The sequence below is a fragment of the Ruminococcus sp. NATIVEDY160 genome (genome assembly GCF_045819885.1).
Taxonomy (GTDB): Bacteria; Bacillota; Clostridia; order Oscillospirales; family Acutalibacteraceae; genus Ruminococcoides.
This window is the reverse complement of the sequence record NZ_CP162391.1, coordinates 1,697,465-1,719,800: the sequence shown is the minus strand read 5'-3', so window position 1 is coordinate 1,719,800 and position 22,336 is coordinate 1,697,465. Positions and strand designations below refer to the sequence as shown.

The 22,336-nt window shown below is 50.7% G+C and carries 21 protein-coding genes; 18 read left to right on the top strand and 3 right to left on the bottom strand.

Translation table 11 applies throughout. From position 1 onward, the window contains the following. Nucleotides 1–79: 79 nt before the first annotated feature. The 3 genes from AB1I49_RS08490 (at nt 80) to AB1I49_RS08480 (ending at nt 5,437) form a co-directional block, all read left to right on the top strand. The gene (locus AB1I49_RS08490; protein ID WP_316610874.1) at nt 80–2,044 is read left to right on the top strand and encodes a leucine-rich repeat protein; all 1,965 of its coding nucleotides are present in this window, start codon (nt 80–82) and stop codon (nt 2,042–2,044) included. A gap of 8 nt (nt 2,045–2,052) precedes the next feature. Beyond that, a complete protein-coding gene (locus tag AB1I49_RS08485) occupies nt 2,053–3,195 on the top strand; it encodes a glycoside hydrolase family 3 N-terminal domain-containing protein (RefSeq protein WP_407720727.1) in 1,143 nt (380 codons plus the stop codon). Between the two features lie 94 nt (nt 3,196–3,289). Beyond that, nucleotides 3,290–5,437: a Tex family protein gene (locus AB1I49_RS08480; RefSeq protein WP_407720726.1), complete on the top strand. Its 2,148-nt coding sequence runs from the start codon at nt 3,290–3,292 to the stop codon at nt 5,435–5,437. A 47-nt stretch (nt 5,438–5,484) separates the two neighbouring features. Here the strand turns inward: AB1I49_RS08480 and AB1I49_RS08475 are convergent, their stop codons facing one another. Then, complete coding sequence (locus AB1I49_RS08475; protein ID WP_316611067.1) at nt 5,485–6,171, bottom strand: peptidylprolyl isomerase; 687 nt, start codon at nt 6,169–6,171, stop codon at nt 5,485–5,487. 142 nt (nt 6,172–6,313) lie between these two features. On the opposite strand from AB1I49_RS08475, the gene AB1I49_RS08470 reads away from it, so the two are divergent. The 3 genes from AB1I49_RS08470 (at nt 6,314) to AB1I49_RS08460 (ending at nt 10,023) form a co-directional block, all read left to right on the top strand. After that, complete coding sequence (locus AB1I49_RS08470) at nt 6,314–7,156, top strand: ABC transporter permease (RefSeq protein ID WP_316611882.1); 843 nt, start codon at nt 6,314–6,316, stop codon at nt 7,154–7,156. Nucleotides 7,157–7,159: 3 nt separating this feature from the next. Beyond that, entirely contained in the window at nt 7,160–8,440 is a 1,281-nt protein-coding gene (locus AB1I49_RS08465) for an ABC transporter ATP-binding protein (protein ID WP_407720725.1), read from the top strand. Nucleotides 8,441–8,508: 68 nt separating this feature from the next. After that, nucleotides 8,509–10,023: an asparagine synthetase B family protein gene (locus AB1I49_RS08460; RefSeq protein ID WP_316610485.1), complete on the top strand. Its 1,515-nt coding sequence runs from the start codon at nt 8,509–8,511 to the stop codon at nt 10,021–10,023. Between the two features lie 52 nt (nt 10,024–10,075). On the opposite strand, the gene AB1I49_RS08455 is transcribed toward AB1I49_RS08460, so the two are convergent. Continuing rightward, nucleotides 10,076–10,447, bottom strand: a complete 372-nt coding sequence (locus AB1I49_RS08455; RefSeq protein WP_316610486.1) for a dockerin type I repeat-containing protein — start codon at nt 10,445–10,447, stop codon at nt 10,076–10,078. Nucleotides 10,448–10,744: 297 nt separating this feature from the next. Between AB1I49_RS08455 and rpsF the strand changes: the two genes are divergently transcribed. From rpsF to ltrA, 4 genes are all read left to right on the top strand, one after another. Beyond that, on the top strand, nt 10,745–11,041 hold the full coding sequence (rpsF, locus tag AB1I49_RS08450; RefSeq protein ID WP_316610487.1) for a 30S ribosomal protein S6: 297 nt from the start codon (nt 10,745–10,747) through the stop codon (nt 11,039–11,041). 45 nt (nt 11,042–11,086) lie between these two features. Further along, nucleotides 11,087–11,587 (top strand): single-stranded DNA-binding protein, encoded by a 501-nt coding sequence (locus AB1I49_RS08445; RefSeq protein ID WP_316610489.1) that lies wholly within the window; start codon nt 11,087–11,089, stop codon nt 11,585–11,587. Nucleotides 11,588–11,639: 52 nt separating this feature from the next. Further along, the gene (gene rpsR, locus AB1I49_RS08440; RefSeq protein ID WP_316610491.1) at nt 11,640–11,879 is read left to right on the top strand and encodes a 30S ribosomal protein S18; all 240 of its coding nucleotides are present in this window, start codon (nt 11,640–11,642) and stop codon (nt 11,877–11,879) included. A gap of 480 nt (nt 11,880–12,359) precedes the next feature. After that, nucleotides 12,360–13,748, top strand: coding sequence for a group II intron reverse transcriptase/maturase (ltrA, locus tag AB1I49_RS08435; RefSeq protein WP_186834113.1), 1,389 nt, complete (start codon nt 12,360–12,362; stop codon nt 13,746–13,748). A 142-nt stretch (nt 13,749–13,890) separates the two neighbouring features. Here the strand turns inward: ltrA and AB1I49_RS08430 are convergent, their stop codons facing one another. Next, complete coding sequence (locus AB1I49_RS08430; RefSeq protein ID WP_407720724.1) at nt 13,891–14,880, bottom strand: hypothetical protein; 990 nt, start codon at nt 14,878–14,880, stop codon at nt 13,891–13,893. A 184-nt stretch (nt 14,881–15,064) separates the two neighbouring features. On the opposite strand from AB1I49_RS08430, the gene AB1I49_RS08425 reads away from it, so the two are divergent. The 8 genes from AB1I49_RS08425 to AB1I49_RS08390 all read left to right on the top strand — a co-directional run bounded on the left by AB1I49_RS08425 (nt 15,065) and on the right by AB1I49_RS08390 (nt 22,022). Next, on the top strand, nt 15,065–15,985 hold the full coding sequence (locus AB1I49_RS08425; protein WP_407720723.1) for an alkaline phosphatase family protein: 921 nt from the start codon (nt 15,065–15,067) through the stop codon (nt 15,983–15,985). A gap of 54 nt (nt 15,986–16,039) precedes the next feature. After that, on the top strand, nt 16,040–16,255 hold the full coding sequence (locus tag AB1I49_RS08420; protein WP_407720722.1) for a hypothetical protein: 216 nt from the start codon (nt 16,040–16,042) through the stop codon (nt 16,253–16,255). Between the two features lie 88 nt (nt 16,256–16,343). Further along, on the top strand, nt 16,344–17,000 hold the full coding sequence (locus AB1I49_RS08415; protein ID WP_407720720.1) for a hypothetical protein: 657 nt from the start codon (nt 16,344–16,346) through the stop codon (nt 16,998–17,000). Nucleotides 17,001–17,364: 364 nt separating this feature from the next. Then, nucleotides 17,365–17,721 (top strand): STAS domain-containing protein, encoded by a 357-nt coding sequence (locus AB1I49_RS08410; RefSeq protein ID WP_407720719.1) that lies wholly within the window; start codon nt 17,365–17,367, stop codon nt 17,719–17,721. A gap of 63 nt (nt 17,722–17,784) precedes the next feature. Further along, nucleotides 17,785–19,320, top strand: coding sequence for a PP2C family protein-serine/threonine phosphatase (locus AB1I49_RS08405; protein WP_407720718.1), 1,536 nt, complete (start codon nt 17,785–17,787; stop codon nt 19,318–19,320). A 27-nt stretch (nt 19,321–19,347) separates the two neighbouring features. After that, entirely contained in the window at nt 19,348–19,980 is a 633-nt protein-coding gene (locus AB1I49_RS08400; protein ID WP_407720717.1) for a haloacid dehalogenase-like hydrolase, read from the top strand. A 6-nt stretch (nt 19,981–19,986) separates the two neighbouring features. After that, on the top strand, nt 19,987–21,591 hold the full coding sequence (locus tag AB1I49_RS08395) for a xylulokinase (RefSeq protein ID WP_407720716.1): 1,605 nt from the start codon (nt 19,987–19,989) through the stop codon (nt 21,589–21,591). Next, entirely contained in the window at nt 21,588–22,022 is a 435-nt protein-coding gene (locus AB1I49_RS08390; RefSeq protein WP_407720715.1) for a GtrA family protein, read from the top strand. Before AB1I49_RS08395 ends, AB1I49_RS08390 begins: the two co-directional genes overlap by 4 nt. Nucleotides 22,023–22,336 lie beyond the last annotated feature (314 nt).

Sequence of the window (22,336 nt, the reverse complement as noted above, 5' to 3'; positions counted from 1 at the left end):
GACAAAATTTGCCCGAAACCATTTACATTTTAGTAAAAGAATAGTACAATAACTATATATTGTGTTTTTGGGTGTTATTATGAAGAAGATAGTGGCATTATTACTGGCTTTGATGCTCGGGCTGTCCTGCGCCGTACCCGCGTTCGCATCAGACGACGCTTCCATGAGCGACTGGCTCTATACCGTCAAAAACGGCGAGGCGGTCGTCACTGGCTACACGGGCAGCGATACCGAGCTTGCCGTGCCGTCCTCTCTCGGCGGTCATACCGTAACGGAAATCGGCACAGCCGCGTTTTACCGCTCCAAAATTGAAAAGCTCTCTATTCCCTCCACCGTTCGCAAAATCGGCTGGTGGGCGTTTTACGGCTCCTCAAGGCTAAGCGAGGTGAAGCTCGTACGCGGACTCGGCACGATCTCGTTCGGCGCGTTCCTCAACTGCACCTCTCTGCGCGAAATTGAGCTTCCGCCGACGGTTTATTCGATCGGCAGCGACGCCTTCGCCGTAAACTGCCGCACGCGCACAGGTATTCCCGATATCCTCAACGACAGGCGCGTCGGAGAGCAGTATTACTGCGTCAACACCTCGTTTGTGATCAAGGGCTGCATCGGAACCGCCGCCGAAAAGTACGCTGCGGACAAAAAGCTCGTTTTCAGCGGCAGCGATACTCTCACATTTGGCGATGTAAACTCCGACGGCAGCATCAACAGCAAGGATATAATTCTCGTAGAGAATTATATCAACGGCGGCAGGCTCTCAACTCCCGAGAAGTTCAACTCCGACCTCGACTGCGACGGCTCTGTCGGTGAGTCCGACCTCGAGCTGCTGCGTTCATACATCAGCGGCAAAATCAGTCTTTACGATATCCCTGCGAACAGCTTCCGCATGCCTGAACATAGCTGGCTCTACGGAAAGAAGCTCTACAGCGACGGCGACAGCGTAGCGAAGGGCACAGGCACCGACACCTTCGGCAAGGACTTCCACTCCTACTCCTACTACCTCGCCGAGAAGTACTCGATGGACTTCACTACCAACGCGGTCGGCGGCACTACTCTTGCCAAAATCAAGGAAAATCCGCTCAGCTCGGGCACAAGTATTCTGGAGCGTGTGCTCACTATGCATGAGGATTACGACGTTATTCTGCTCGACGGCGGTTTCAATGATATATTCCTGAAGGTCAAGGTCGGCGAGGTCACTCCCGACAGCAACAAGGGTGGCTTCTACGACATTACCACGACGGCAGGCGCGCTTGAACAAATTTGTTATTTTCTCACAAAGAATTATAAAGATGCAGTAAAGCTATTTGTCCTCTGCCATGACTGCGACGACAGGCAGCCGCTTTACTGGGATATGCTGCGCAAGGTGCTCGACAAGTGGGAGATCCCGTATGTGGATATCTGCAGCGAAACAGACTTTCGCGCCGTCAACGAAGAGATAAACAAGCAGTACTTTTACTGCAACGACGACAAGGACGTCGGCGACGAGATCCACCCCGTAGCCTACGCCCAGGACAAGGTATACGGTGAGCTTGTCGAAAAGAAGCTGAACGAGCTTTTCGCGGAGAGAAACACACTCTCGGCGGAGAAGCAGAAAATCGATATCGCCAAGGGCGAGAATGCAAAACTGACGGTCAATCTCGGTTCAGAGCCTTACAGCGGCAAGCTGAGCTGGACTTCGTCGGACGAGGAGGTCGTCACTGTTTCACAGAGCGGCGAGGTTACAGCCGAAGCCATCGGTCAGGCGATGGTTCGCGCGGAAACTCCCGACGGACGTATCGTCGGCTTCGAGGTCGACGTAAAGCAGAATCCGCTCTGTTTCTATCTTAATAAGACCGACGCGACTCTCGCGCGCAACCAGCATATGTCGCTCGTGCCCGCGTTTTTGGAGGGAACGGCGGCACAGGATATCAGCTACGAATCCTCCGATTCGTCGGTGGCTCAGGTCAGCGGCGACGGCGTTGTCACAGCGAGAAGAGGCGGCAACGCGGTGATCACCTGCAAGCTCTCGAACGGCGTTAAGACCGACTGCCTTGTCAGGGTAAGATAGGAGAACAGATGAAAAAATTTATTGCGATATTAATGCTCGCTTGCCTGCTCAGCCTCACGGCGTGTCAGAGCGCGGGTCAGTCGTCCGTGCCGTCTCCGACACAGAATCAGTCAGCCGCAGGTACGGATTCCACCGAGCCTGCCGAGCCCGAGACCGATATGCTCGAGGAGATGGTTGCAAAGATGACTGTCGAGGAGAAGGTCGGGCAGATGTTTTTTGCTCGCTGCCCCGACGAGGACGCGGCGGAAACTGCCGCGAAGTACCACCTCGGCGGCTATATCCTCTTCGGCAGGGACTTTGACGGACTCACGGCGGACGAGGTGAGGGCGAACATTCAGAGCTATCAGGACGCGTCGGATATCCCGATGCTCATCGGCACCGACGAAGAGGGCGGCACAGTCGTCCGCGTCAGCTCAAGCCTGCGCGACGAGCCGTTCATGTCGCCGCGCGATTATTACACCAACGGCGGCTGGGAAGCCGTTGAAGGCGCCGAGGAGGAGAAGGCAGACCTGTTGCTTTCCCTCGGAATAAATGTCAACCTCGCGCCTGTTTGCGACGTTACGGGCGATCCCGAGCTGTTCATGTACGAGCGCTCGTTCTCGGGCGACGCGGACGAGGTTTCGGAATTTGTCGGAAAGACGGTCGGCATCTACCGCTCAAAGAAGCTCGGCAGCGTGCTAAAGCACTTCCCGGGCTACGGCGACAACTCCGATACCCACACGGGCATTACCGTTGACAGCCGTTCATATTCCGAGTTTCTCAGCAACGACTTCAAGCCATTTGCGGCGGGTATCTCGTCAGGCGCGGACTGCATTCTCGTTTCTCACAATATCGTAGAGTGCATGGACGCGGATTATCCTGCCTCGCTCTCGGACAAGGTTCATCAGATCATCAGGAACGACCTGCGCTTCAACGGAGTTGTCATGACCGACGACCTCATCATGGGCGCGATTTCTGAATATACGGGCAGCGACGCGGCGGCGGTTTTCGCGGCAAAGGCAGGCAACGATATGCTCTGCTGCTCAGACCTCGAGGTTCAGTACCCCGCGGTGCTCGAGGCGGTAGAGAAGCAGGAGATCCCGATGGAGCAGATCGACCGCAGCGTTATCCGCGTGCTCAAATGGAAGCAGGATCTGGGACTGATAAAATAAATAAATATCAGGGCGTGCGTGTCGCGCCCTTTTTGTTTGCAAAAAAATCGGGTTTGTGGTATAATCATTGGGCAATAAAAAACGGAGGATATATATGGAGTATTCAAAGGTTCTGGCACAGCAATTTGAAATCAGTGAGGAGTACGCCGCGAACATCATCGCGCTGCTCGACGACGGCAACACGATTCCCTTTATCGCGCGTTACCGAAAGGAAATGCACGGCTCGATGGACGACCAGCTTATCCGTCAGTTCAGCGAGAAATTAGATTACCTGCGCGGTCTTGACAAGCGCAGAGAGGAGATCCGCAATCTGATCGAGGCGCAGGAGAAGCTCACCGACGAGGTCGCCACCGCTCTCGAAAAGGCGCAGACTCTCAGCGAGCTCGAGGATATCTACCGCCCGTTCCGCCCGAAGAGAAAGACGCGCGCGAGCGTAGCGAAGGAGAAGGGTCTTGAGCCGCTCGCGGTTGAAATCATAAAGCAGGAGAAGGGCTTCAGCCCTCGTGACTACGCCGCGAAATTCGTCAGCGAGGAGAAGGGCGTCGCGAGTGCCGACGAGGCTATAGCCGGTGCAATGGATATCATCGCCGAGCAGGTTTCCGACAGCGCTGAGATCCGCAAGCGTATCCGCGAAATCGCTCAGAATAACGGCGTTCTCCGCTCGGTCGCCGCTGACGAGGAGAAGGAGAGCGTCTACACAATGTACTACGACTTCGGCGAAGCGGTCAAGAAAATCGCGGGTCACCGCGTTCTCGCCGTCAACAGGGGAGAGAAGGAGGGCTTCCTCAAGGTCAGCCTAGAGCTCGACGAGGAGCGTCCGCTCTCTGTTATCTACCGCCTGCTCGACAAGGGCAGAAATCCGCTCTGCTCCGATATTCTCCGCGCCGCCGGAGAGGACGCCTACAGCCGCCTGATTTTCCCGTCTATCGAGCGCGAGATCCGCTCTGAGCTTACGGATAACGCCGCCGAGAACGCCATGAAGGTTTTCGCGGTCAACCTCAAGCAGCTTCTCATGCAGCCGCCCGTCAAGGGAAAGGTCGTCCTCGGCCTTGACCCCGGCTACCGCACCGGCTGCAAGGTCGCGGTCGTCGACGGCACCGGCAAGGTGCTCGACACCGCCGTAATTTACCCGACACACGGCGAGCGCAAGGCGGCTGAGTCAAAGGCAAAGCTGCTTCAACTCATCAAAAAGCACCGCGTCGACATCATCTCGATCGGCAACGGCACCGCATCAAAGGAGACCGAGATGTTCGCCGCCGACGCGATAAAGGAAATAGAAAGACCCGTTTATTACATGGTAGTCAGCGAGGCAGGCGCGTCGGTTTATTCCGCGTCAAAGCTCGCCGCGACAGAGCTGCCCGAGCTTGACCTGACCCTTCGCTCGGCGGTATCGATCGCAAGGCGTTTGCAGGATCCGCTCGCTGAGCTTGTCAAGATCGAGCCAAAGGCGATCGGCGTAGGTCAGTATCAGCACGACATGCCACAGAAGCGCCTCGGCGAAACCCTCGACGGCGTTGTCGAGGACTGCGTAAACTCCGTCGGCGCTGATCTTAACACCGCTTCACCTGCGCTGCTGTTGCGCGTGTCGGGTCTTAACTCCACCGTCTGCAAGAACATCGTCGCTTACCGCGAGGAAAACGGTGCGTTTAGTTCTCGTGCAGAATTAAAAAAGGTTCCCAAGCTCGGACCAAAGGCTTTTGAACAGTGTGCGGGCTTTTTGCGCGTACCCGAGAGCCGCAATCCGCTCGACAACACGGGCGTTCACCCCGAGAGCTACAAGAGCGCGAAGGAGCTGCTCGGATTGCTTGATTATTCTGATAAAGAAATAAAATCCGCGAAGTTCACCGATATCAGCGGCAGGGTAAAGGCGAAGGGCACCAAGACTCTCGCCGATACCCTCGGAATCGGACTTCCCACCCTCGATGATATCGTCAAGGAGCTATCGAAGCCCGGACGTGACCCGCGCGACGAGATGCCCGCGCCTATGCTGCGTACCGACGTGCTCGACATCAACGACCTCAAGGAGGGCATGGAGCTCAAGGGCACAGTCCGCAACGTCATTGATTTCGGCGCGTTCGTCGATATCGGCGTGCACCAGGACGGCCTTGTTCACATCTCCCAGATTTGCGATAAGTTCATAAAGCACCCGTCAGAGGTGCTCAAGGTCGGCGACGTGGTAAATGTAAAAATTCTCTCCGTCGACCCCAAGAAAAACAGAATTTCGCTCACAATGAGGTTTTAAACAAAAAAAGAGGACAGCCGCGTGGCTGTCCTTTTCGCGTTTATTTGTTACTGAGCTCTCTCGATAGTGACGGAGTTGATAACGGGCTGCTTTGAGGAGGGGATAGTACCGTTGCCGTCGACGGGCTTTGCGTCTGTCGCGATCTTGTCAACAACGTCCATGCCGTCTGTTACCTCGCCGAACGCCGCGTACTGGCCGTCGAGGAAGGTCGAGTCCTTATGAACGATGAAGAACTGCGAGCTTGCGCTGTTCATATCGCTGCTTCTCGCCATCGAGATAACACCTCTTGTGTGGCTGAGTGTGTTCTGTGTGAAGCCGTTCGCTGAGAACTCGCCGACGATGTTCTCGTCGCTGCCGCCTGTGCCGTTGCCCTTGGGGTCGCCGCCCTGGATCATGAAGCCCTCCATGATCCTGTGGAAGGTCAGTCCGTCGTAGAAGCCGCTCTCGGCGAGCTTAACGAAGTTTGCGACGGTCTTTGGAGCGTACTGGGGATACAGCTCGACGGTGATCTTGCCGTAGTCCTTAACGTCGATGACAGCCTTTGTGCCTTCGAGCGCGGACGCGTCAACTTCAGCCTCAGTCGCCTTTTGGGTGGTTTGAGCCGCCGTGGTCTGCTCGGTCTTGCTGCTTGTCTGCTCGTTCTTGCTGCCGCAGGCGGTGAGAGCCACAGCTGAGAAGCAGAGCATGAGAGCAAGCGCGAAGCTCAGGAGCCGTATTGTTGATGTTCTTATCATTTCAATCACTTTCCTTTTTTTAATATGCAAAAAATATTATATCACCAAACCCGAAACAAATCAACCGTAATTGACACAAAATCTAAGTTGTGATATAGTTAATATGTGAAAATATGCACAAATATGTTTCGGAAGTGAAGCTATGTCAAACGATAACATTACTTATATAGAAGCCAAAAACAAGCTGTTCAGCGTCAATTTTAGGGAGCTTTTCCGTTACCGCGACCTCATCTGGCTCTTTGTCAAGCGCGATCTGGTGAACTCCTACAAGCAGACCGTGCTCGGCCCGATCTGGATTCTGATCAATCCGCTGCTTTCAACCACTGTTTTTACGGTGATTTTCGGCGTGATCGCTGGCATCTCAACCGACGGAGTGCCGCCGTTTCTGTTTTATATGTCGGGAAACGTGCTCTGGAGCTTTTTCAGTTCTAACCTCAACAAGGGCTCGTCGACCTTCCTCAGCAACGCCAGGATATTCGGCAAGGTCTATTTTCCTCGGCTCGTCATGCCGATCGCGAACGTGATATTCAACTTCATCAACTTCGCGCTTCAGACGGTGGTATATATTATCCTCGTCGTTGTGTACGCGCTGATGGGAACAGGGGTGCACCCGAACCTGATGATCCTGCTGACGCCGCTGCTCGTTTTGCAGACGGCGCTGCTCGGAATGGGAATCGGACTGATCGTTTCCTCGATAACCACAAAGTACCGCGACCTCAATATCCTCGTGAACTTCGGCATCTCGCTGTTGATGTATATCACGCCCGTTGTATATCCGATTTCAGAGGCGCCTCTGGGACTCGGAACGGTGCTGCTGCTCAACCCCGTAGCACCGATCGTCGAAACCTACCGCTACGCCTTTCTCGGCAGCGGAGCCTTCCACTGGGTCTACTGGCTCGTCAGCCTCGGCGTTACGGCGCTGATTCTGCTGTTCGGGCTCGTGATCTTCAATAAGGTCGAAAAGAATTTTATCGATACGGTGTAATTTATGGACAAGGATTGTGTAATAAAAACCGAACATCTGACGAAGCGGTACACCCTCGGAGTGATCGGCTCGGGCACCCTGCGCAGGGATTTGCAGAGCTGGTACGCCAAAAAGCGCGGAAGGGAAGACCCTAACCGCAGGATCGGCGCGAGAGAGTACGAGAAGGGCGAGATCTTTACCGCTCTTGAGAACTTCGATATCGAGATAAAGCGCGGCGAGAGAGTCGGCATCATCGGCGCGAACGGCGCCGGAAAGTCGACCTTCCTCAAGCTGCTGTCGCGCATAACCTCGCCGACGGAGGGTAAAATCGCCTACCGCGGCAGAATCGCGAGCATGCTCGAGGTCGGCACGGGCTTCAGCGGCGAGCTGACAGGCAGGGAGAATATCTATCTCAACGGCGCGATTCTCGGCATGACAAAAGCCGAGGTAGACGCCAAAATTGACGAGATCATCAGCTTTTCGGAGTGCGAGACCTTCATCGACACGCCCGTCAAGCGCTATTCCTCGGGAATGTTCGTCAAGCTCGCCTTTGCGGTCGCGGCTCACCTCGACGCCGAGATCCTGATCATGGACGAGGTTCTTGCTGTCGGCGACATGAAGTTCCAGAAAAAGTGCATCGCCAAGATGCGCGAGCTGGCGATTGACGAGAACCGCACAGTGCTCTATGTTTCGCACAATATGAGCACTATCCAGGAGCTGTGCAGCCGCTGCGTCGTGCTCGAGCACGGCAGAAAGGTCTTTGACGGCGAGGTCGACGAGGCGATCAAGCTATACCTCGGCGGCGAGAACGACGAGCTGTATTCCTTTGAGTACGTCGACGATAAGCACAAGGAGAAGGTTCGCCGCAAGCTTCTCAACCTGACGCGCGCGAAGTTCTTCGGACGGACGAGCAGCTGGTTCTATGACGACGAGCAGGTTCCGCTCGAGCTTGACTGGACATATCTCGAGGACGTAGAGCGGCTCGGCCTGCGCGTTGAAATAAGCGATATCCGCCACTATCCGATCACAGCCTTTGTGATCGAGAACGCGGGCGGCGGCAAGAAGGGCGAGAGCCAAACCTTGCAGCTCAGGCTCGATATTTCAGCTCTGGCTCAGGGCACCTATTGCGTGCGCTATGTGTTCTTCACCTGCGCCAACAGGGACGCAAAGCCCAAATCGGTTGAAATCGCGGCGGGACTGACGATCCGCAAGAGATTGCGCACCGAGGGAGATACGCGCTGGCAGAAGTCGTGGGGCAGCGTTGTGTCAAAGGGCGTCGAAATTGTCGGAAATGAAAATAATTGACCCGCGCGCATTGACGAAGCCGCCTCAAAATGCTATAATTCTGACAGCAAACGACACGGAGGTACACTATGGTACAGATAAAATATTACAGCGGCTATATCCGCAATTATAAGAAGCTCTGCGAAGAGCTCGGAATCACCCTTCCGCTTTCACGCGAGGACAGAGAGCAGCAGATCCTCGCCAAGGGTTTTGAAAAATGGGGCACGGCGATCGTCGACCACCTCTACGGAGCCTTTGCCTTTGCGTTGAGCGACGGAGATAAGGTCTACTGCTTCCGCGACCACGTGGGTCAGAAGCAGATGTTCTACACCACAGCGGGCGGAGAATTCCTCTGCTCGGGCGATATCGACGAGATCGCGTCCGACTCCCGTGTTGAGAAGAAGCTCAACCGCCGTATGCTCCAGCAGTATCTTTTCTACGGCTACCCGATCGGTTCTGAAACCTTCTATGAGGGCATTTATAAGCTCCGTCCCGGTCACTACGCCGAGTCCGACGGCAAGACAGTTACGCTCACACGCTACTGGAAGCCCGTATTTGAGCCCGATGAGAGCAAGACAGCCGACGAGTTCGCGGAGGAGATACGCGCGGTCGTCGACGAGATTCTCGGTGAGGAACGCGCCGACGAGCAGCTTCCCTACAAGGAGTCATTCCTCTCGGGCGGCGTTGATTCGTCCTATCTTCTCGCCGCAGGCGACGCTCAGGCGGCAAATACCGTCGGCTACGAGGAGAGCGGCTTTGACGAGTCGGAGCTTGCGCGCCATACCGCCGAGATTCTCGGCAAGGACTTCAACGTCAGAATGATCGGCGCACAGGAATACTTTGACCGCATTCCCACCGTTATCGACAAGATGGGTCAGCCTCTCGGCGACGCGTCTGCGGTTGCCTTCTCAATCGGCTGCGAGGCTGTCAGAGAGCACGCCAAGGTCGTGTATTCCGGCGAGGGTATCGACGAGTTCTTCGGCGGCTACAACGCCCACAAGCGCGAGCTGCCCAAGGAGTGGACTTACCTCACCTGCTCACACATCATGAGCGAGGATTTCATCAAGACGCTCATGCTCGACTATGACGAAAACGTCAGCGCCGAGGAGCCTGTCGCGGCACTCTGGAGCGAGGTTCAGGGACAGAATCCGCTCGCCCAGAAGCTGACTATTGATATTTCACTCTGGCTCGAGGGCGATATCTACCTCAATACCGACCGCACAAGCACCGCCTGCGGCGTAGAGCTCCACACACCGTTCAGTGACCTGCGCCTGTTCAATGTCGCGCGCAGGATCCCTGCTCAGTACCAGTTCGACGGCGAGCAGAACAAGTGCGTTTTCAGAAAGGCGGCGCTTTCGAAGCTGCCGTATGAGGTCGCGTTCAGAAAGAAGGTCGGATTCCCCGTTCCGATAAGAATGTGGCTGAAAAACGAGCGCTACAACCGCCCGATTGCCGACAAGCTCTTCGGCGAAACCTCGCGTCAGTTCTTCAATCAGGATACCCTGAAGGATATGTGGAACCGCTATCTCGGCGGCGAGGAATTCCTCTGGAATCGCCTCTATGCGATCTACGCCTTCCTGCTCTGGCATGACGCAAAATTCTAATAAAGAAAAAAAACAGCGCTGCGTCGGCTAACGCAGCGCTGTTTATATGCCACTAAATGATCGGAGTCACGATCGGTTTGTTGTTTTTCTTTTTTATTGCTTCCTTAACGGTCATGCCCGCGTAGAGCGAGTCGGAAATGCCGGCGGCGTAGGACTGTATTTTCGTGGTGTCGTTGATGTTGATTTTTCCGTCAAGATTGACGTCGGCGGTTGTGGTGTTCAGTTCGTCATTACCGATAATATCGGCGATATATTTCTGGATCAAGGTTGCGTCAAGAACCGTGACAAGCCCGTCGCCGTCAACGTCGCCGACAATTTTGTTGTTGATATCGTCGCTTTCGGCAGCAGCGGCAACTAAGGAGCAAGCCTGAGCAGCTGTCAGGATACCTAGCAGTACGATGAAATATTTTTTTATCAGCTTCATAAACACACTCCTTTTGTTCTATGATTTAGCTTTTATTGTAGCATATATTCCGAAAATAAGCAAGCAGAGTATCGCGTTTGGCAGGCGTATTAGTATTATCCTTCCTCGGGACTGCCTTTGACCCGCCGTTGCAGAAACCTAAAAGTTCGCTGAATCTTTTTAAGTAGGCGGAGAAAAAAGATTGACAAATGGGATTTTTGTGATATAATAATATTTGTTGCTTTATGCGTCAAAGCGCGTGGGCTTCAAATCCTTGCGGAGAAATCCGCCATAATGTCCAGAAGGAGGTGCAAAGAAATGGCAGTAACAGCAAATTACGAGACCGTAATGATCGTTTCAATGAAGAAGGGCGAGGAAGGCATTCAGGCTATCGTCGAGAAGTTCAAGAACCTCATTGAAAAGCATGCCACTTTGAAGAATGTAGACGAGTGGGGCAAGAGAAAGCTCGCTTATCTCATCAACAAGGAAAGCGAAGGCTATTACGTTCTCTTCGATTTTGAGAGCACAGCCGAGTTCCCCGCGGAGCTTGACCGTATCTTCAAGATCACCGAAGGCGTAATGCGTTCACTCATTATCAAGAAGGAAGACGAATAATCACATTGTAGGGTAAATTACCCGAATTACGAAAGGACGAAGAAAATGTTAAATCGTGTAATCTTAATGGGCAGACTTGTTTCTGACCCCGAACTCAAAACCACAAACTCGGGATTGAGCGTCACCAGCTTCCGCATCGCCGTTGACCGCGGTTATGTCAAGGCGGGCGAGGAGAGAAAGGCTGATTTCATCGACATCGTGTGCTGGAGAAATACGGCGGAATTTGTTTGCCGCTACTTCGGCAAAGGCTCGATGATCGCACTTGAGGGACAGCTCCAGACCAGAACGTACCAGGCGAAGGACGGCACAAACCGCTATGTTGTAGAGGTTGTTGCCGACAACGTATCCTTCACGGGCGAACGCCGCGATAATAACAATAACAACGGCGGATACGGTCAGCAGCAGTACGGCGGTAATTCCTACCCCTCTCAGCAGACCTATCAGGCTCCTGCACAGCAGTCCTATCAGCAGCCCCAGACTTCATATCAGAGCGGAACAAACAACGATTTCCAGAATATGCCGCTCGATGACGATTTACCATTTTAATTAACTGAAATTAACTACATTTATTTATTCTCATTGAAAGGAGAACTTCGAAATGGCTGACAGACCTAACAACCGTGGCAGAAAGAGCCGCAAGAAGGTTTGCGGATTCTGCGTTGATAAGGTAGAGCATATCGATTACAAGGATATTGCGCGTCTTCGCCGTTATATGTCCGAGAGAGGAAAGATCCTTCCCCGCCGTGTAACAGGTACCTGCGCAAGACATCAGCGTGACCTCACAACTTCCATCAAGCGTGCGCGTCACCTCGCTCTGCTTCCCTATACAGCAGACTAAGCGATTATTGATTAACAACTAAGGACAGGCTTCATGCCTGTCCTTTTTTGAGTTTGCCCGAAATGGGCAGTAACTAGGCGGTGAAAGTCCGCTACACGCTTGGCAGTAGGAAGTGTTAGCTGAGGGCAAGGGTGTCCGTTGTGAGGCGGAATCTGAAGTAAGCCTAAGGCAAACTCTCGGTCTGACGAACAGAAATCGCATATAAGGCATTTGCGGGGCGGACGAGTCTGCTCAACAAGACAAAGTCCAATACTGCACGAACCCCGTGGTGTAAATGCGGCAGATATATGAGAGGAAGGTTACTGTTCTTAATCGGGGAGGTCTTGCAAGGCGGCGAAGGACAGGAAGATTGACACCCGCCGAACCCGTGCGGTGACGTACGGCTGAATTGCAAGAAGTCAGCAGAGGTCATAGTACCGAAGGTATTTTTCGGGAAGGACCGAACAATAGCAGTCTTGGAAACGAAAGGAGGAAGGAGCAATGCAAAGACCACAGAAAACGGCGCAAGCCGGCTGCCCCTGCGAGGGTATGTTGGAAACAGAGAGTAACAGGGGAGCGTGCAGTATTGCTTTGACTGAAACGGAGAGAAGAGACGGTGCAGAGGACTTGCTTGAAAGGATACTTGACAGAAATAATCTGAACAAGGCATACCTGAAAGTCAAGAGAAACGGAGGCTCGGCAGGAGTTGACGGAATGACAGTAGAGGAAATGCTGCCATACCTAAAGGAACACCGCGGGGAATTGCTCAACGCGCTGAAAAGCGGCAGGTACAAGCCGCAGGCGGTGCGCAGGGTGGAAATACCGAAGCCGGACGGAGGAGTGCGAAAGCTCGGCGTACCAACGGTCGTTGACCGAATGATACAGCAGGCAATCGTACAGGTTCTGCAACCGATGTATGAACCGCTGTTTTCCGACAGCAGTTACGGATTTCGCCCGAAACGCAGCGCACATCAGGCGATAAGCAAAGCACTCGAATACTACGAACAGGGCTACCGCTATGTGGTGGATTTAGACCTTGCAAAGTATTTCGACACTGTGAACCACGCAATTCTAATAGGTATGCTAAGGGAGCAAATCAAGGACGAAAGAGTCGTGCAATTAATCCGCAAGTATCTGAGAAACGGCGTAATGGAGCACGGCTTGATTAGTCCGACAAGAGAGGGAACGCCGCAAGGCGGTAACCTTTCACCGCTTTTGAGCAACATTTATCTTACGGCGTTTGACCGACTGCTTGAAAGCAGGGGACATAAATTCGTGAGATATGCCGACGACTGCAACATCTATGTCAAAAGCCGCAGAGCAGCCGAAAGAGTAATGGCAAACTGCGTGAAATTCTTGGAGGGTACACTGAAACTGAAAGTCAACCAAACGAAAAGTCAGGTCGGCTCACCGATCAGACTGAAATTTCTGGGATTTTCATTGTACAAAACAGGACGAAAGGCAGGAATACGCCCACATCAAAAGAGTATCAAGCGATTCAAGGACAAAATCCGAGAACTGACGAGCCGCAAACAGGCAAGGTCGGTGGAGATGATACTCAAACGCTTAAAGCGTTACACAACAGGCTGGCTTGGCTACTATTCCATAGCCGATATGGAGAGCCACATCAAGCGACTTAATGAATGGATTAGGCGCAGAATACGGCAGATATATTGGAAGCAGTGGAAGAAAATCAAGACAAAGCACGATAACCTTGTGCGGCTTGGCATTAACAACTCTAAAGCGTGGGAGTGGGCGAACAGCAGAAAAGCATATTGGCGAATTGCCGATAGTTATATTCTGCACAGGTCATTAACAAACGAATACCTTGCATCCGTCGGGTATGATGACATACTCAACAGATACAAGGTACTGCACTCAAACTATTGAACCGCCGTGTACGGAACCGTACGCACGGTGGTGTGAGAGGTCGGCTGCTCAATTAATGGGCAGCCTCCTACTCGATTGATGTTGGATTTATTTATAAATAGATAGTCAAAATTTGCGACGCTGTAATCAAAGAAAACGGGAATCAAATAACCACCTTTGATATTTGCCAATCCGTTATGCCTTTAATATCCCACGGATAAAAAACGTACATACCGATCTGGATAGCTTCTTCTTCAACGCCGAATTCATGAAGGCAGTATTCGGCCGGCAGGTGAGAGGCGAAGCCATAAAATATTTCGTTTTCGGTAGTAGTCAGTATTACTGCTTTTCCTTCATAGCTGCATAATTCGTCGTAGGTGTTGCAGGTTTTCGATTTCGTCATGATGGCGGATCTCAGAAAAGAGGGATAAACAAAGTTGATTGGTTCAGCTGCAAATTTGCATACCGCTGAGCTACTGTCATAATAGCCGCATCCAATGATTTCATCTTCATAGACCATCACCCACAACGGCTCTTTCTTTGCCGACGACGCAATATCGGGAGCGCATATATCCGGCACTTGTTTCAGCTCATCCTCAGTTGCGATATGGATGGCAAAATCCTCATATCCATTGGCAGCAAGCTGTAGAAATTTATCTCTGACGATTTCTGTCGGCATCGTTTCGCACACAACATCTTTTACCAGCTTCCGATAGTCGTCATTGAGTTTCTCGGGCATCAGCTGATGAAATTCCATCGAGAGCATAAGGTCGTCGATCTCAAAGACTTTTTCTTTCTCATCTTCTGTCAGATCTCTGCCGATAAAGCGCCGCCAGATGGCGTTTTGCAATCTATCCTCTGCCTGCAGGTATTGCGGCAAATCCTTCTTGATCGGACGTGTCACGTCCGACAAATATGCTTCGCTTGCGTCATGAAGCAAACATCCCATCATAACGATCGATGTGTATCCTCTCTCAAAGGCTTCCTCGGCACAGGCAATGCTGTGCTGCGCAACAGAATAGAAGGTCTTGATGTGTCCGTTGCCCCGGCACATCAGTGACAGCGCATGTGCAATATCCAAAATGTCGATTTCACAGTCAACCGGATTCATCGGATCGAAATGCTTCCCTGTAACGGTTGTAATATAGCTCACTAAAAACTCCTCCGAAAAATTCGCTGCTTCTATTCTACAACTGCCAAACGGTTTGTCAAGAGTTGTTTATTAATCCTTGTTTGTTGTGGACAAAACGTGAGTCTTCTGCTATGATAATCATAGAAAGATAAATCGGAATATATAGGCTAAAAAAAGAAGAACTATAGGGAGAAAAATATCAGAAATGAGCAGAAATATACGGTTCGCTCTGCCGGACTATAACAACTGTCTTGTGAACCTATCCAATTCCATATTAAAGAGATTTGGCGCGCGGACAACAGCCGGGACGCTTTCCCTTGCGGATAAGTATCTTGAAGGGGAGTATAAGAATGTGGTGCTTCTTATTCTGGATGCGCTGGGATCATCCATCGTTGAGAGGCATCTTGAAAAGAACGGGTTTTTCAGAAGCCATATGGCAGGCGCGCTTGATTCCGTATATCCGCCTACAACGGTTGCTGCGACAACTTCGATCCTCAGCGGATTATATCCGAATGAACATGGATGGCTGGGATGGGACGTCTACTATCCGCAGATCAATAAAAACGTGACCGTTTTTACGAACACAGAACAGCTAAAGGAAAAAGAAAACGCTGTTCCGTCTGCCACTGATCCGGATGGAAAAAAGAGGTGGGCGATGGATTCGTTGGAGGAGGCTCCACCAGCAGCGGAGTACAATGTCGGCTTTCGATACACTCCGTACAAAAATATCGTCGAGATCATAAACGAGTCAGGGGGCAGCGCATATGCCGCTATGCCGTTCATGCCGCCGTATCCTCAAAGCGCGGACGCGGTCTTGAACCGTGTGGAGAAGCTATGTCATGAACCGGGCAGAAAGTTCATTTATGCATATTGGAATGAACCGGACAGCACCATGCATAAGACGGGAACGGGAAGTTCGGAAACACACAGGATCGTGACAGATCTTGAAAAAATGGTAGAGAAAACAGTATCGGGATTATCTGATACTTTGTTTCTGATTACTGCGGATCATGGCCACATAGACAGCAAGAATGATTGCCTGCTTGATTATCCTGAGATCATGCGCTGTCTTGTTCGTCCGCCTTCCTTTGAGCCGCGCACACTGAACCTCTTTGTGAAAGATTAATACAAGGAAACTTTTCCGAAGATTTTCAATAAGTATTTTGGAGATTCCTTTGTTTTGCTGACAAAAGACGAGGCTCTTTCCGAGAGATTGTTTGGAACGGGAAATGATCGTGACGGCTTAGAAGATATGATCGGCGATTATATCGCATTGGCGATCTCTGACAAGAGCATATTTATTACCCATTTTCATACCCGGGAAATGCGCGGAGTTCATGCAGGGCTGACCGAAGCAGAACGAAGGATCCCGTTTATCGTGATTGAGAAGAAGTAGGGAATTCTCCAATTGGACGCTGACGCAGGGATAACAAGTTGAGCGATCAAGGATGGGTATTTTATTACAATAAGCAAGGTGTGAGAATATGATAGTCAGCAGCGGTTACAGAAAAAACGGATTTGACGCGCACGGCGGCAAACTGCTTCAAAAAAAGGATATGGATTTCTGGATGAACCTTCCCGAAAGAACCGATCCAAACGGCATTTGCTTTGAGCTTTCGGAAGAAGTCGAAGAGGTTGAGCAGGGGTTCTTTGAGTTGGTACCGACGATTTGTGAGTTCAGGATGCTCAACCCTGATTGCAGGCTGTATCTGTCCGAAGAGGAGAAAGAGCTTTTCCAAAAGAACAACGTGCTCATCAGAGGCGCGTTCGATACCTCAGCCGAAGTATTTGCAAAAGAGAACCGCCTGCGTTTTCTCCATACAGATACGGTGATTGCAAGGGAAGGCGATTACTTCGAGCGCGGGATAGATATCCTCACGCTGTGCTTTTATCAGGACGGCAGCGCGTATATCAATCAGGATGAAAAATGTCAAGGCATATCCGCGGGCAATACCGGCGGAGGTGAGGTGGACATCAATCTCCCCAAGGATTTCTACAAAACGATGTCGGCAAAGGATGTCGCAGGAATGTGCTGGGGGAATTGCTATAACGATATTTTGGAAAGAGGCATATTGAATTCCCTGATGAAAAAAGCCGCGAAGAAGAACGGATTCCTTAAGGAGTATTCAAAAAATGGTTAGAGAATTAGTACACGATCCGATGTTTCTGGGTATCAAATCAAAGCCCGCACCGCCGGGTTTTTGAAGAAATAAGCAGAAAGAAAAGTCCGAAAAAGGCTTGTTAAGCCGTTTTTCGGACTTTTGAGTTTGGCTGTTATTATAATTTATGATACGATTTTTTTTGCTGTCGTTGATTGCTGCGCCGAAACGGTGCTCTTACATTTTGAAGCGCGTTGTTATAGTATTGACGGTATGTTACAAAACTAACGCTTCATTTCATTATCATATACACAAAAACCGCCGGACGTAAACTCGGCTGAACTATTGATATTACATTCAGTCTGTGATACAATTACAATGAATAGGTATAAGGAGGAAAACATACATGGGACTTTTTAACAAAAAGAATAAGGATACTACATCTAGTTCGGGCGGCAACAGCCATCTGAAGATCTCGATGACAAAAGACGGATCCGAATACACCTTCCTGCTGGAAGGCAGACTTGATACGATCACTTCTCCTGCTCTTGAAAGCAAGATCAATGAAGTCATTGGTGATGCAACGAAGCTGACCTTGGATCTTGCTAAGCTCGAATTCATCTCCAGCGCGGGATTGCGTGTTCTGCTCGGCACTCTGCAGAACATGGAAGACAAAGGAGAGATGGTCGTTCGCAATCTCACTCAGCCTGTACATGAGGTTTTTGAGCTGACCGGATTCGGCCGCTTGTTCAATATAAAATAATAGCTGTATGACCTTACGCCGTTTTATGATGGCGGTGAAGCAGCGATATAACGGAGAGAACATATGATTAAGAAATTGAAAGATATCCGATTATACGGAGCGATTTTTTCCATCGCGTCCGCTTTATTTATCATAGTATTCAGCACTCCCTTTTTTACCGAAGCAAGATTGCAACCGTTTCTGTATAATGCCGGCATAGATTCATTGGGCGCACTGATCTGCGCGGCGCTGTTTTTTGGATGTATGACGCAGAAAGGCGAAGGGATAAGAGCCTTCAGAATACTGATCCTTTTGGTAAGTGCCTGCTTTGTAGTCAACGAAGTGATCTCTTATACGGTACTTGTGCCGGATAGCCGCACGCTCTGTTTCGTTTTCTGCCTTTTGAGCAAGCTGATCGATCTTGCGATGATCTTCCTCTTTTACCTGTATGTAAGAGAAACGCTCGGCTTTGAGGGAAAGCTTGCCCGTGTTGCGGAAAAGCTCATCCCCATTCTGTTGGCCTTCCAAACGCTCGTTTTGCTTGCAAATATTTTTACACCGCTCACCTTCACGGTCACTGCCGCAGGGATGTATCAGGATACGGAGATCGTCTTGGTCGAGGAAGTTTTCCTTACCGTGACATCTGTTCTTACGGCCATAATGATATTTATGTCCCACAACCCGTTCAGCCAGAAGGCGGCGGCTCTGACGTTCATCATTTTACCGCTTATCGAATTCATCCTGATCGGCGGCAGCTTCGGCGAAGCCAGTCAGTACGGTATCGTTCTGATGTCGCTGATCATTATGTACTGCGTGATCTTCAACGCCAAGAGCAGAAAGCTTGCGTCCACGGAAACCGAGCTGAATATGGCGACCGAGATCCAGACCGGTATGCTTCCTTCCATCTTTCCGGCTTTTCCCGAGCGAGAGGAGTTTGACATCTATGCTTCCATGGATCCGGCGAAGGAGGTCGGAGGAGATTTCTACGACTTCTTTATGATAGACGACGATCACCTTGCGATGGTGATCGCGGACGTATCCGGAAAGGGCGTTCCGGCGGCGCTGTTTATGATGTCCTCGAAGATTTTGATCAACGACCATGCCCTTATGGGCGGCTCTCCGGCAGAGATACTTGCAAGAGTGAACAAGCAGGTATGCGCCAACAACGAAGCCCATATGTTTGTAACGGTATGGCTGGGTATCCTTGAGATCAGCACCGGTAAACTCACCACCGCGAGCGCCGGTCATGAGTATCCTATAATCAACACGACCGGAAAATATGAATTGTTGAAGGACAAGCACGGTCTGGCGGTCGGCGCATTTGAAATGTCCAAGTATAAGAACACCGAGATCCAGCTCAAGAAGGGCGATAGTATATTTGTCTACACCGACGGCGTTGCCGAGGCGACCGACGCGAACAATGAGCTGTTCGGTACAGACCGCACCGTTGAAGCACTCAACGCGATCCCCGAGGGTGCTTCGCAAAAAGAGATCCTTGCAGGCGTGCGCACTGCTGTTGACGCTTTTGTGAAGGAAGCTCCTCAATTTGACGATCTGACGATGGTCGGATTAAAATACAACGGTCCTCATGATGATGCCGCAACGCAGGCACAAGCATGAAGGAACATATAACTAAGAGGCAACAATATGAATGTATATGATTTTGACGGAACGATATTTCCTACGGATTGTTCGATAGACTTTTTTATCTGGTGCATGAAACGGCACCCTAAGCTCTGTTTCACCTTTGCTCCGAAGGTGGTCATAAACCTGATTAAGCGTAAAATGGGGAAAATGCCGGAGTATCTGATGCAGCGTGAATTTTTTTGCTATCTGACGCTGATCGATGATTTTGATGAACAGATCGAGCGGTATTGGGATAAAAACGAGAAGAAGATAGTTCCTTGGTATCTCAAACAAAAAAGACCCGACGATCTGATCATCAGCGCGTCGCCCGACTGCATCATCGGGCCTATTGCGAACAGGCTCGGCGTGAACTTTATGGCAACGGAATTCAACCGCAAATACGGGGTGTTTGTGCATAATCTGATGTATGCGCAGGAAAAGGCGCGGTATATATTCGACCACGGCTTTCCGAAAATCGATAATTTTTATTCCGACTCTCTTGCGGATACGCCGCTTGCGCTGTGCGCCGAAAAAGCGTATTTGGTAAAAGATAAAGCTCAAACCGTAGTTGACTGGCCTGAGCTGGACGAGGAAACCCTTATTAAGGTCCGTGAGAAAGTTGATACCGGATGGACCGTACATTTGGAAGAGTAAGAACATATGTATATCATTATTTATGACTTCGGAACAAGCAGCGTAAAAACCTGTCTGTTTCAAATCGATTCACAAATCTATCTTACAGCGGGAGCTTCTGCCGAGTACGGACTTTATATTTCTGACAACGGAGGCGCGGAACAGGATGTGGAGGAATGGTGGGCGGCGCTGTGCTCGACTACGCGTGATGTGTTAAAAAAATCGGGTATAAAGCCCCAAGAGATAGAAGGGTTGGCGTTCTGCTCACAGATGCAGGGATCGGTTTTTGTCGACGAGAACGGAAACGCCCTCAGACGCCCGATGAACTATCTCGATCAGAAGGGATTTAAAGAATACAAGGAATGTATGGGCAGCGGCGTCATCAAGGTTTCCGGTTGCAGCCTATACAAGCTTGTGCGGAATCTGCTTGTCAATTACGCCGGCTCAACCAGCGCAAAAGACCCGGTATGGAAGTACAAGTGGGTGGAAAACAACGAGCCGGAGGTTTTTAAAAAAATCTATAAGTGGCTGGATATCAGCGAATACCTCGTATCGCGCTGTACAGGAAAAATCGTCAGAACCGCAGACACTGCATTTGCGACTTTCCTTTATGACACGCGAAAAGGCAAGGAAGGCTGGAACAAAGGTCTGTTAAAGATGTATAAGGTTAATCCCGACCATATGCCCGACATCATCGACTGCACGGATTTAGTCGGCGGACTCACAGATAAAGCGGCTCGGGAGCTCGGACTCGTTGAAGGGATCCCTGTCTTCGGCGGAGGAGGAGATACCACCTTCGTAAATATCGGCGCCGGATGCACAACGCCGGGAGACACGCATATCTATGTCGGTACATCGGGATGGGTATCCACATTTATGGATCATCAAACCGTTGATATCAATGCCATGATAACAGGCGTTCTGTCTGCCAAACACGGTTACTTCAATTATTACGCGGAACTGGAAACAGCCGGAAAGTGCTTTGAATGGGTCATGGAGCATCTTGCGCTGGATGAGATCGGCGTTTATCTGAGCAATTCTACTGTGGCAGATGATATTGAAAGCAAATATATAAGCCTCTATGATTACCTGTCCGAAGAGATCAAAAAGGTTCCGCCCGGAGCAAACGGCGTGATATTTACCCCTTGGATGCACGGTAACCGCTGCCCGTTTGAGGACTCCAACGCGGGAGGAATGTTTTTCAATATCAGGATCGAAAACGGAAAAAGAGATATGATCCGCGCGGTTTTGGAGGGCATTTGTTATCATCTGCGCTGGTTGCTGGAATGCGAAGAGAAAAAGGTAAAAACATCTGATACGATCCGATTTGTTGGCGGAGGAGCCTTGTCTTCCGTTACCTGCCAGATGCTTGCCGACATTACGGGCAGAACAATAGAGACAGTCGACAACGCTCAGGAGGTCGGCGCGATCGGAACGGCGCTCGTTGTTGCGGCGGGCGTCAAAGGCGAGGATGTGCTTGAATTGTCGCGCCGGTTGGTAAAAGCCAATCATGTATACGTTCCCGATCCCGCAAACAAGGGGGTTTACGAACGCAACTACAGGGTTTTCAAAAAGCTCTACAAGACCAACGCATCGAACTTTAAGGATATAAACGGAGGTAACAGGAGTTGAAAAAACATAAAGAATTAACCAGAGGCGTCAAATTCGTTCTGTTCTCCATCTCTGCCGGCGTCATTGAATTTGTTTCTTTTGCGTTGCTGGACGCCTTTACGCCGTGGGCTTACTGGCCGAAATATTTGATTGCTCTGATCCTGTCTGTGCTCTGGAATTTCACATTAAACCGAAATTTTACATTCCGCTCCGCGGGAAATGTGCCTATCGCCATGCTGAAGGTCGCCGCCTATTATGCCGTGTTCACACCGCTTTCAACTATTCTGGGGAACTGGTTAGCCGAAAGCTGCGGATGGAACGGGCTTCTCGTGACGATTCTGAACATGGCGCTCAATCTGACGACCGAATATCTTTATGATCGATTTTTCGTATTTGGGAAGACGATCGATACAAACAAAAAAGCATTGAAGAATACTCAGAAGAAAGACTAATGAAATTCCCTGATGAAAAAAGCCGCGAAGAAGAACGGATTCCTTAAGGAGTATTCAAAAAATGGTTAGAGAATTAGTACATAATCCGATGTTTCTGGGGATCAAATCAAAACCCGCCTTGGCGGCGTTTTCAATAAGTGCGTAGAAATCCTATTGACAAAACGAAACGGCAATGCTATACTATCGGTAACAATTTGCCGACAAAAAATATAGGCAAATGCGAAAGGAGAACGAATATGATTGTCAGCGAGGTATATTCCGGCTAACTGAATATTGGCACGTTTTAAGTTTTGGGACGGAAAGCCCCTGCTTTT

What these genes read in the sequence shown, in the direction of transcription:
- AB1I49_RS08490 (WP_316610874.1), top strand. Translation starts at nt 80, where the DNA reads ATGAAGAAGATAGTGGCATTATTACTGGCTTTGATGCTCGGGCTGTCC.
- AB1I49_RS08485 (WP_407720727.1), top strand. Translation starts at nt 2,053, where the DNA reads ATGAAAAAATTTATTGCGATATTAATGCTCGCTTGCCTGCTCAGCCTC.
- AB1I49_RS08480 (WP_407720726.1), top strand. Translation starts at nt 3,290, where the DNA reads ATGGAGTATTCAAAGGTTCTGGCACAGCAATTTGAAATCAGTGAGGAG.
- AB1I49_RS08475 (WP_316611067.1), bottom strand. Translation starts at nt 6,171, where the DNA reads ATGATAAGAACATCAACAATACGGCTCCTGAGCTTCGCGCTTGCTCTC.
- AB1I49_RS08470 (WP_316611882.1), top strand. Translation starts at nt 6,314, where the DNA reads ATGTCAAACGATAACATTACTTATATAGAAGCCAAAAACAAGCTGTTC.
- AB1I49_RS08465 (WP_407720725.1), top strand. Translation starts at nt 7,160, where the DNA reads ATGGACAAGGATTGTGTAATAAAAACCGAACATCTGACGAAGCGGTAC.
- AB1I49_RS08460 (WP_316610485.1), top strand. Translation starts at nt 8,509, where the DNA reads ATGGTACAGATAAAATATTACAGCGGCTATATCCGCAATTATAAGAAG.
- AB1I49_RS08455 (WP_316610486.1), bottom strand. Translation starts at nt 10,447, where the DNA reads ATGAAGCTGATAAAAAAATATTTCATCGTACTGCTAGGTATCCTGACA.
- rpsF (WP_316610487.1), top strand. Translation starts at nt 10,745, where the DNA reads ATGGCAGTAACAGCAAATTACGAGACCGTAATGATCGTTTCAATGAAG.
- AB1I49_RS08445 (WP_316610489.1), top strand. Translation starts at nt 11,087, where the DNA reads ATGTTAAATCGTGTAATCTTAATGGGCAGACTTGTTTCTGACCCCGAA.
- rpsR (WP_316610491.1), top strand. Translation starts at nt 11,640, where the DNA reads ATGGCTGACAGACCTAACAACCGTGGCAGAAAGAGCCGCAAGAAGGTT.
- ltrA (WP_186834113.1), top strand. Translation starts at nt 12,360, where the DNA reads ATGCAAAGACCACAGAAAACGGCGCAAGCCGGCTGCCCCTGCGAGGGT.
- AB1I49_RS08425 (WP_407720723.1), top strand. Translation starts at nt 15,065, where the DNA reads ATGAGCAGAAATATACGGTTCGCTCTGCCGGACTATAACAACTGTCTT.
- AB1I49_RS08415 (WP_407720720.1), top strand. Translation starts at nt 16,344, where the DNA reads ATGATAGTCAGCAGCGGTTACAGAAAAAACGGATTTGACGCGCACGGC.
- AB1I49_RS08410 (WP_407720719.1), top strand. Translation starts at nt 17,365, where the DNA reads ATGGGACTTTTTAACAAAAAGAATAAGGATACTACATCTAGTTCGGGC.
- AB1I49_RS08405 (WP_407720718.1), top strand. Translation starts at nt 17,785, where the DNA reads ATGATTAAGAAATTGAAAGATATCCGATTATACGGAGCGATTTTTTCC.
- AB1I49_RS08400 (WP_407720717.1), top strand. Translation starts at nt 19,348, where the DNA reads ATGAATGTATATGATTTTGACGGAACGATATTTCCTACGGATTGTTCG.
- AB1I49_RS08395 (WP_407720716.1), top strand. Translation starts at nt 19,987, where the DNA reads ATGTATATCATTATTTATGACTTCGGAACAAGCAGCGTAAAAACCTGT.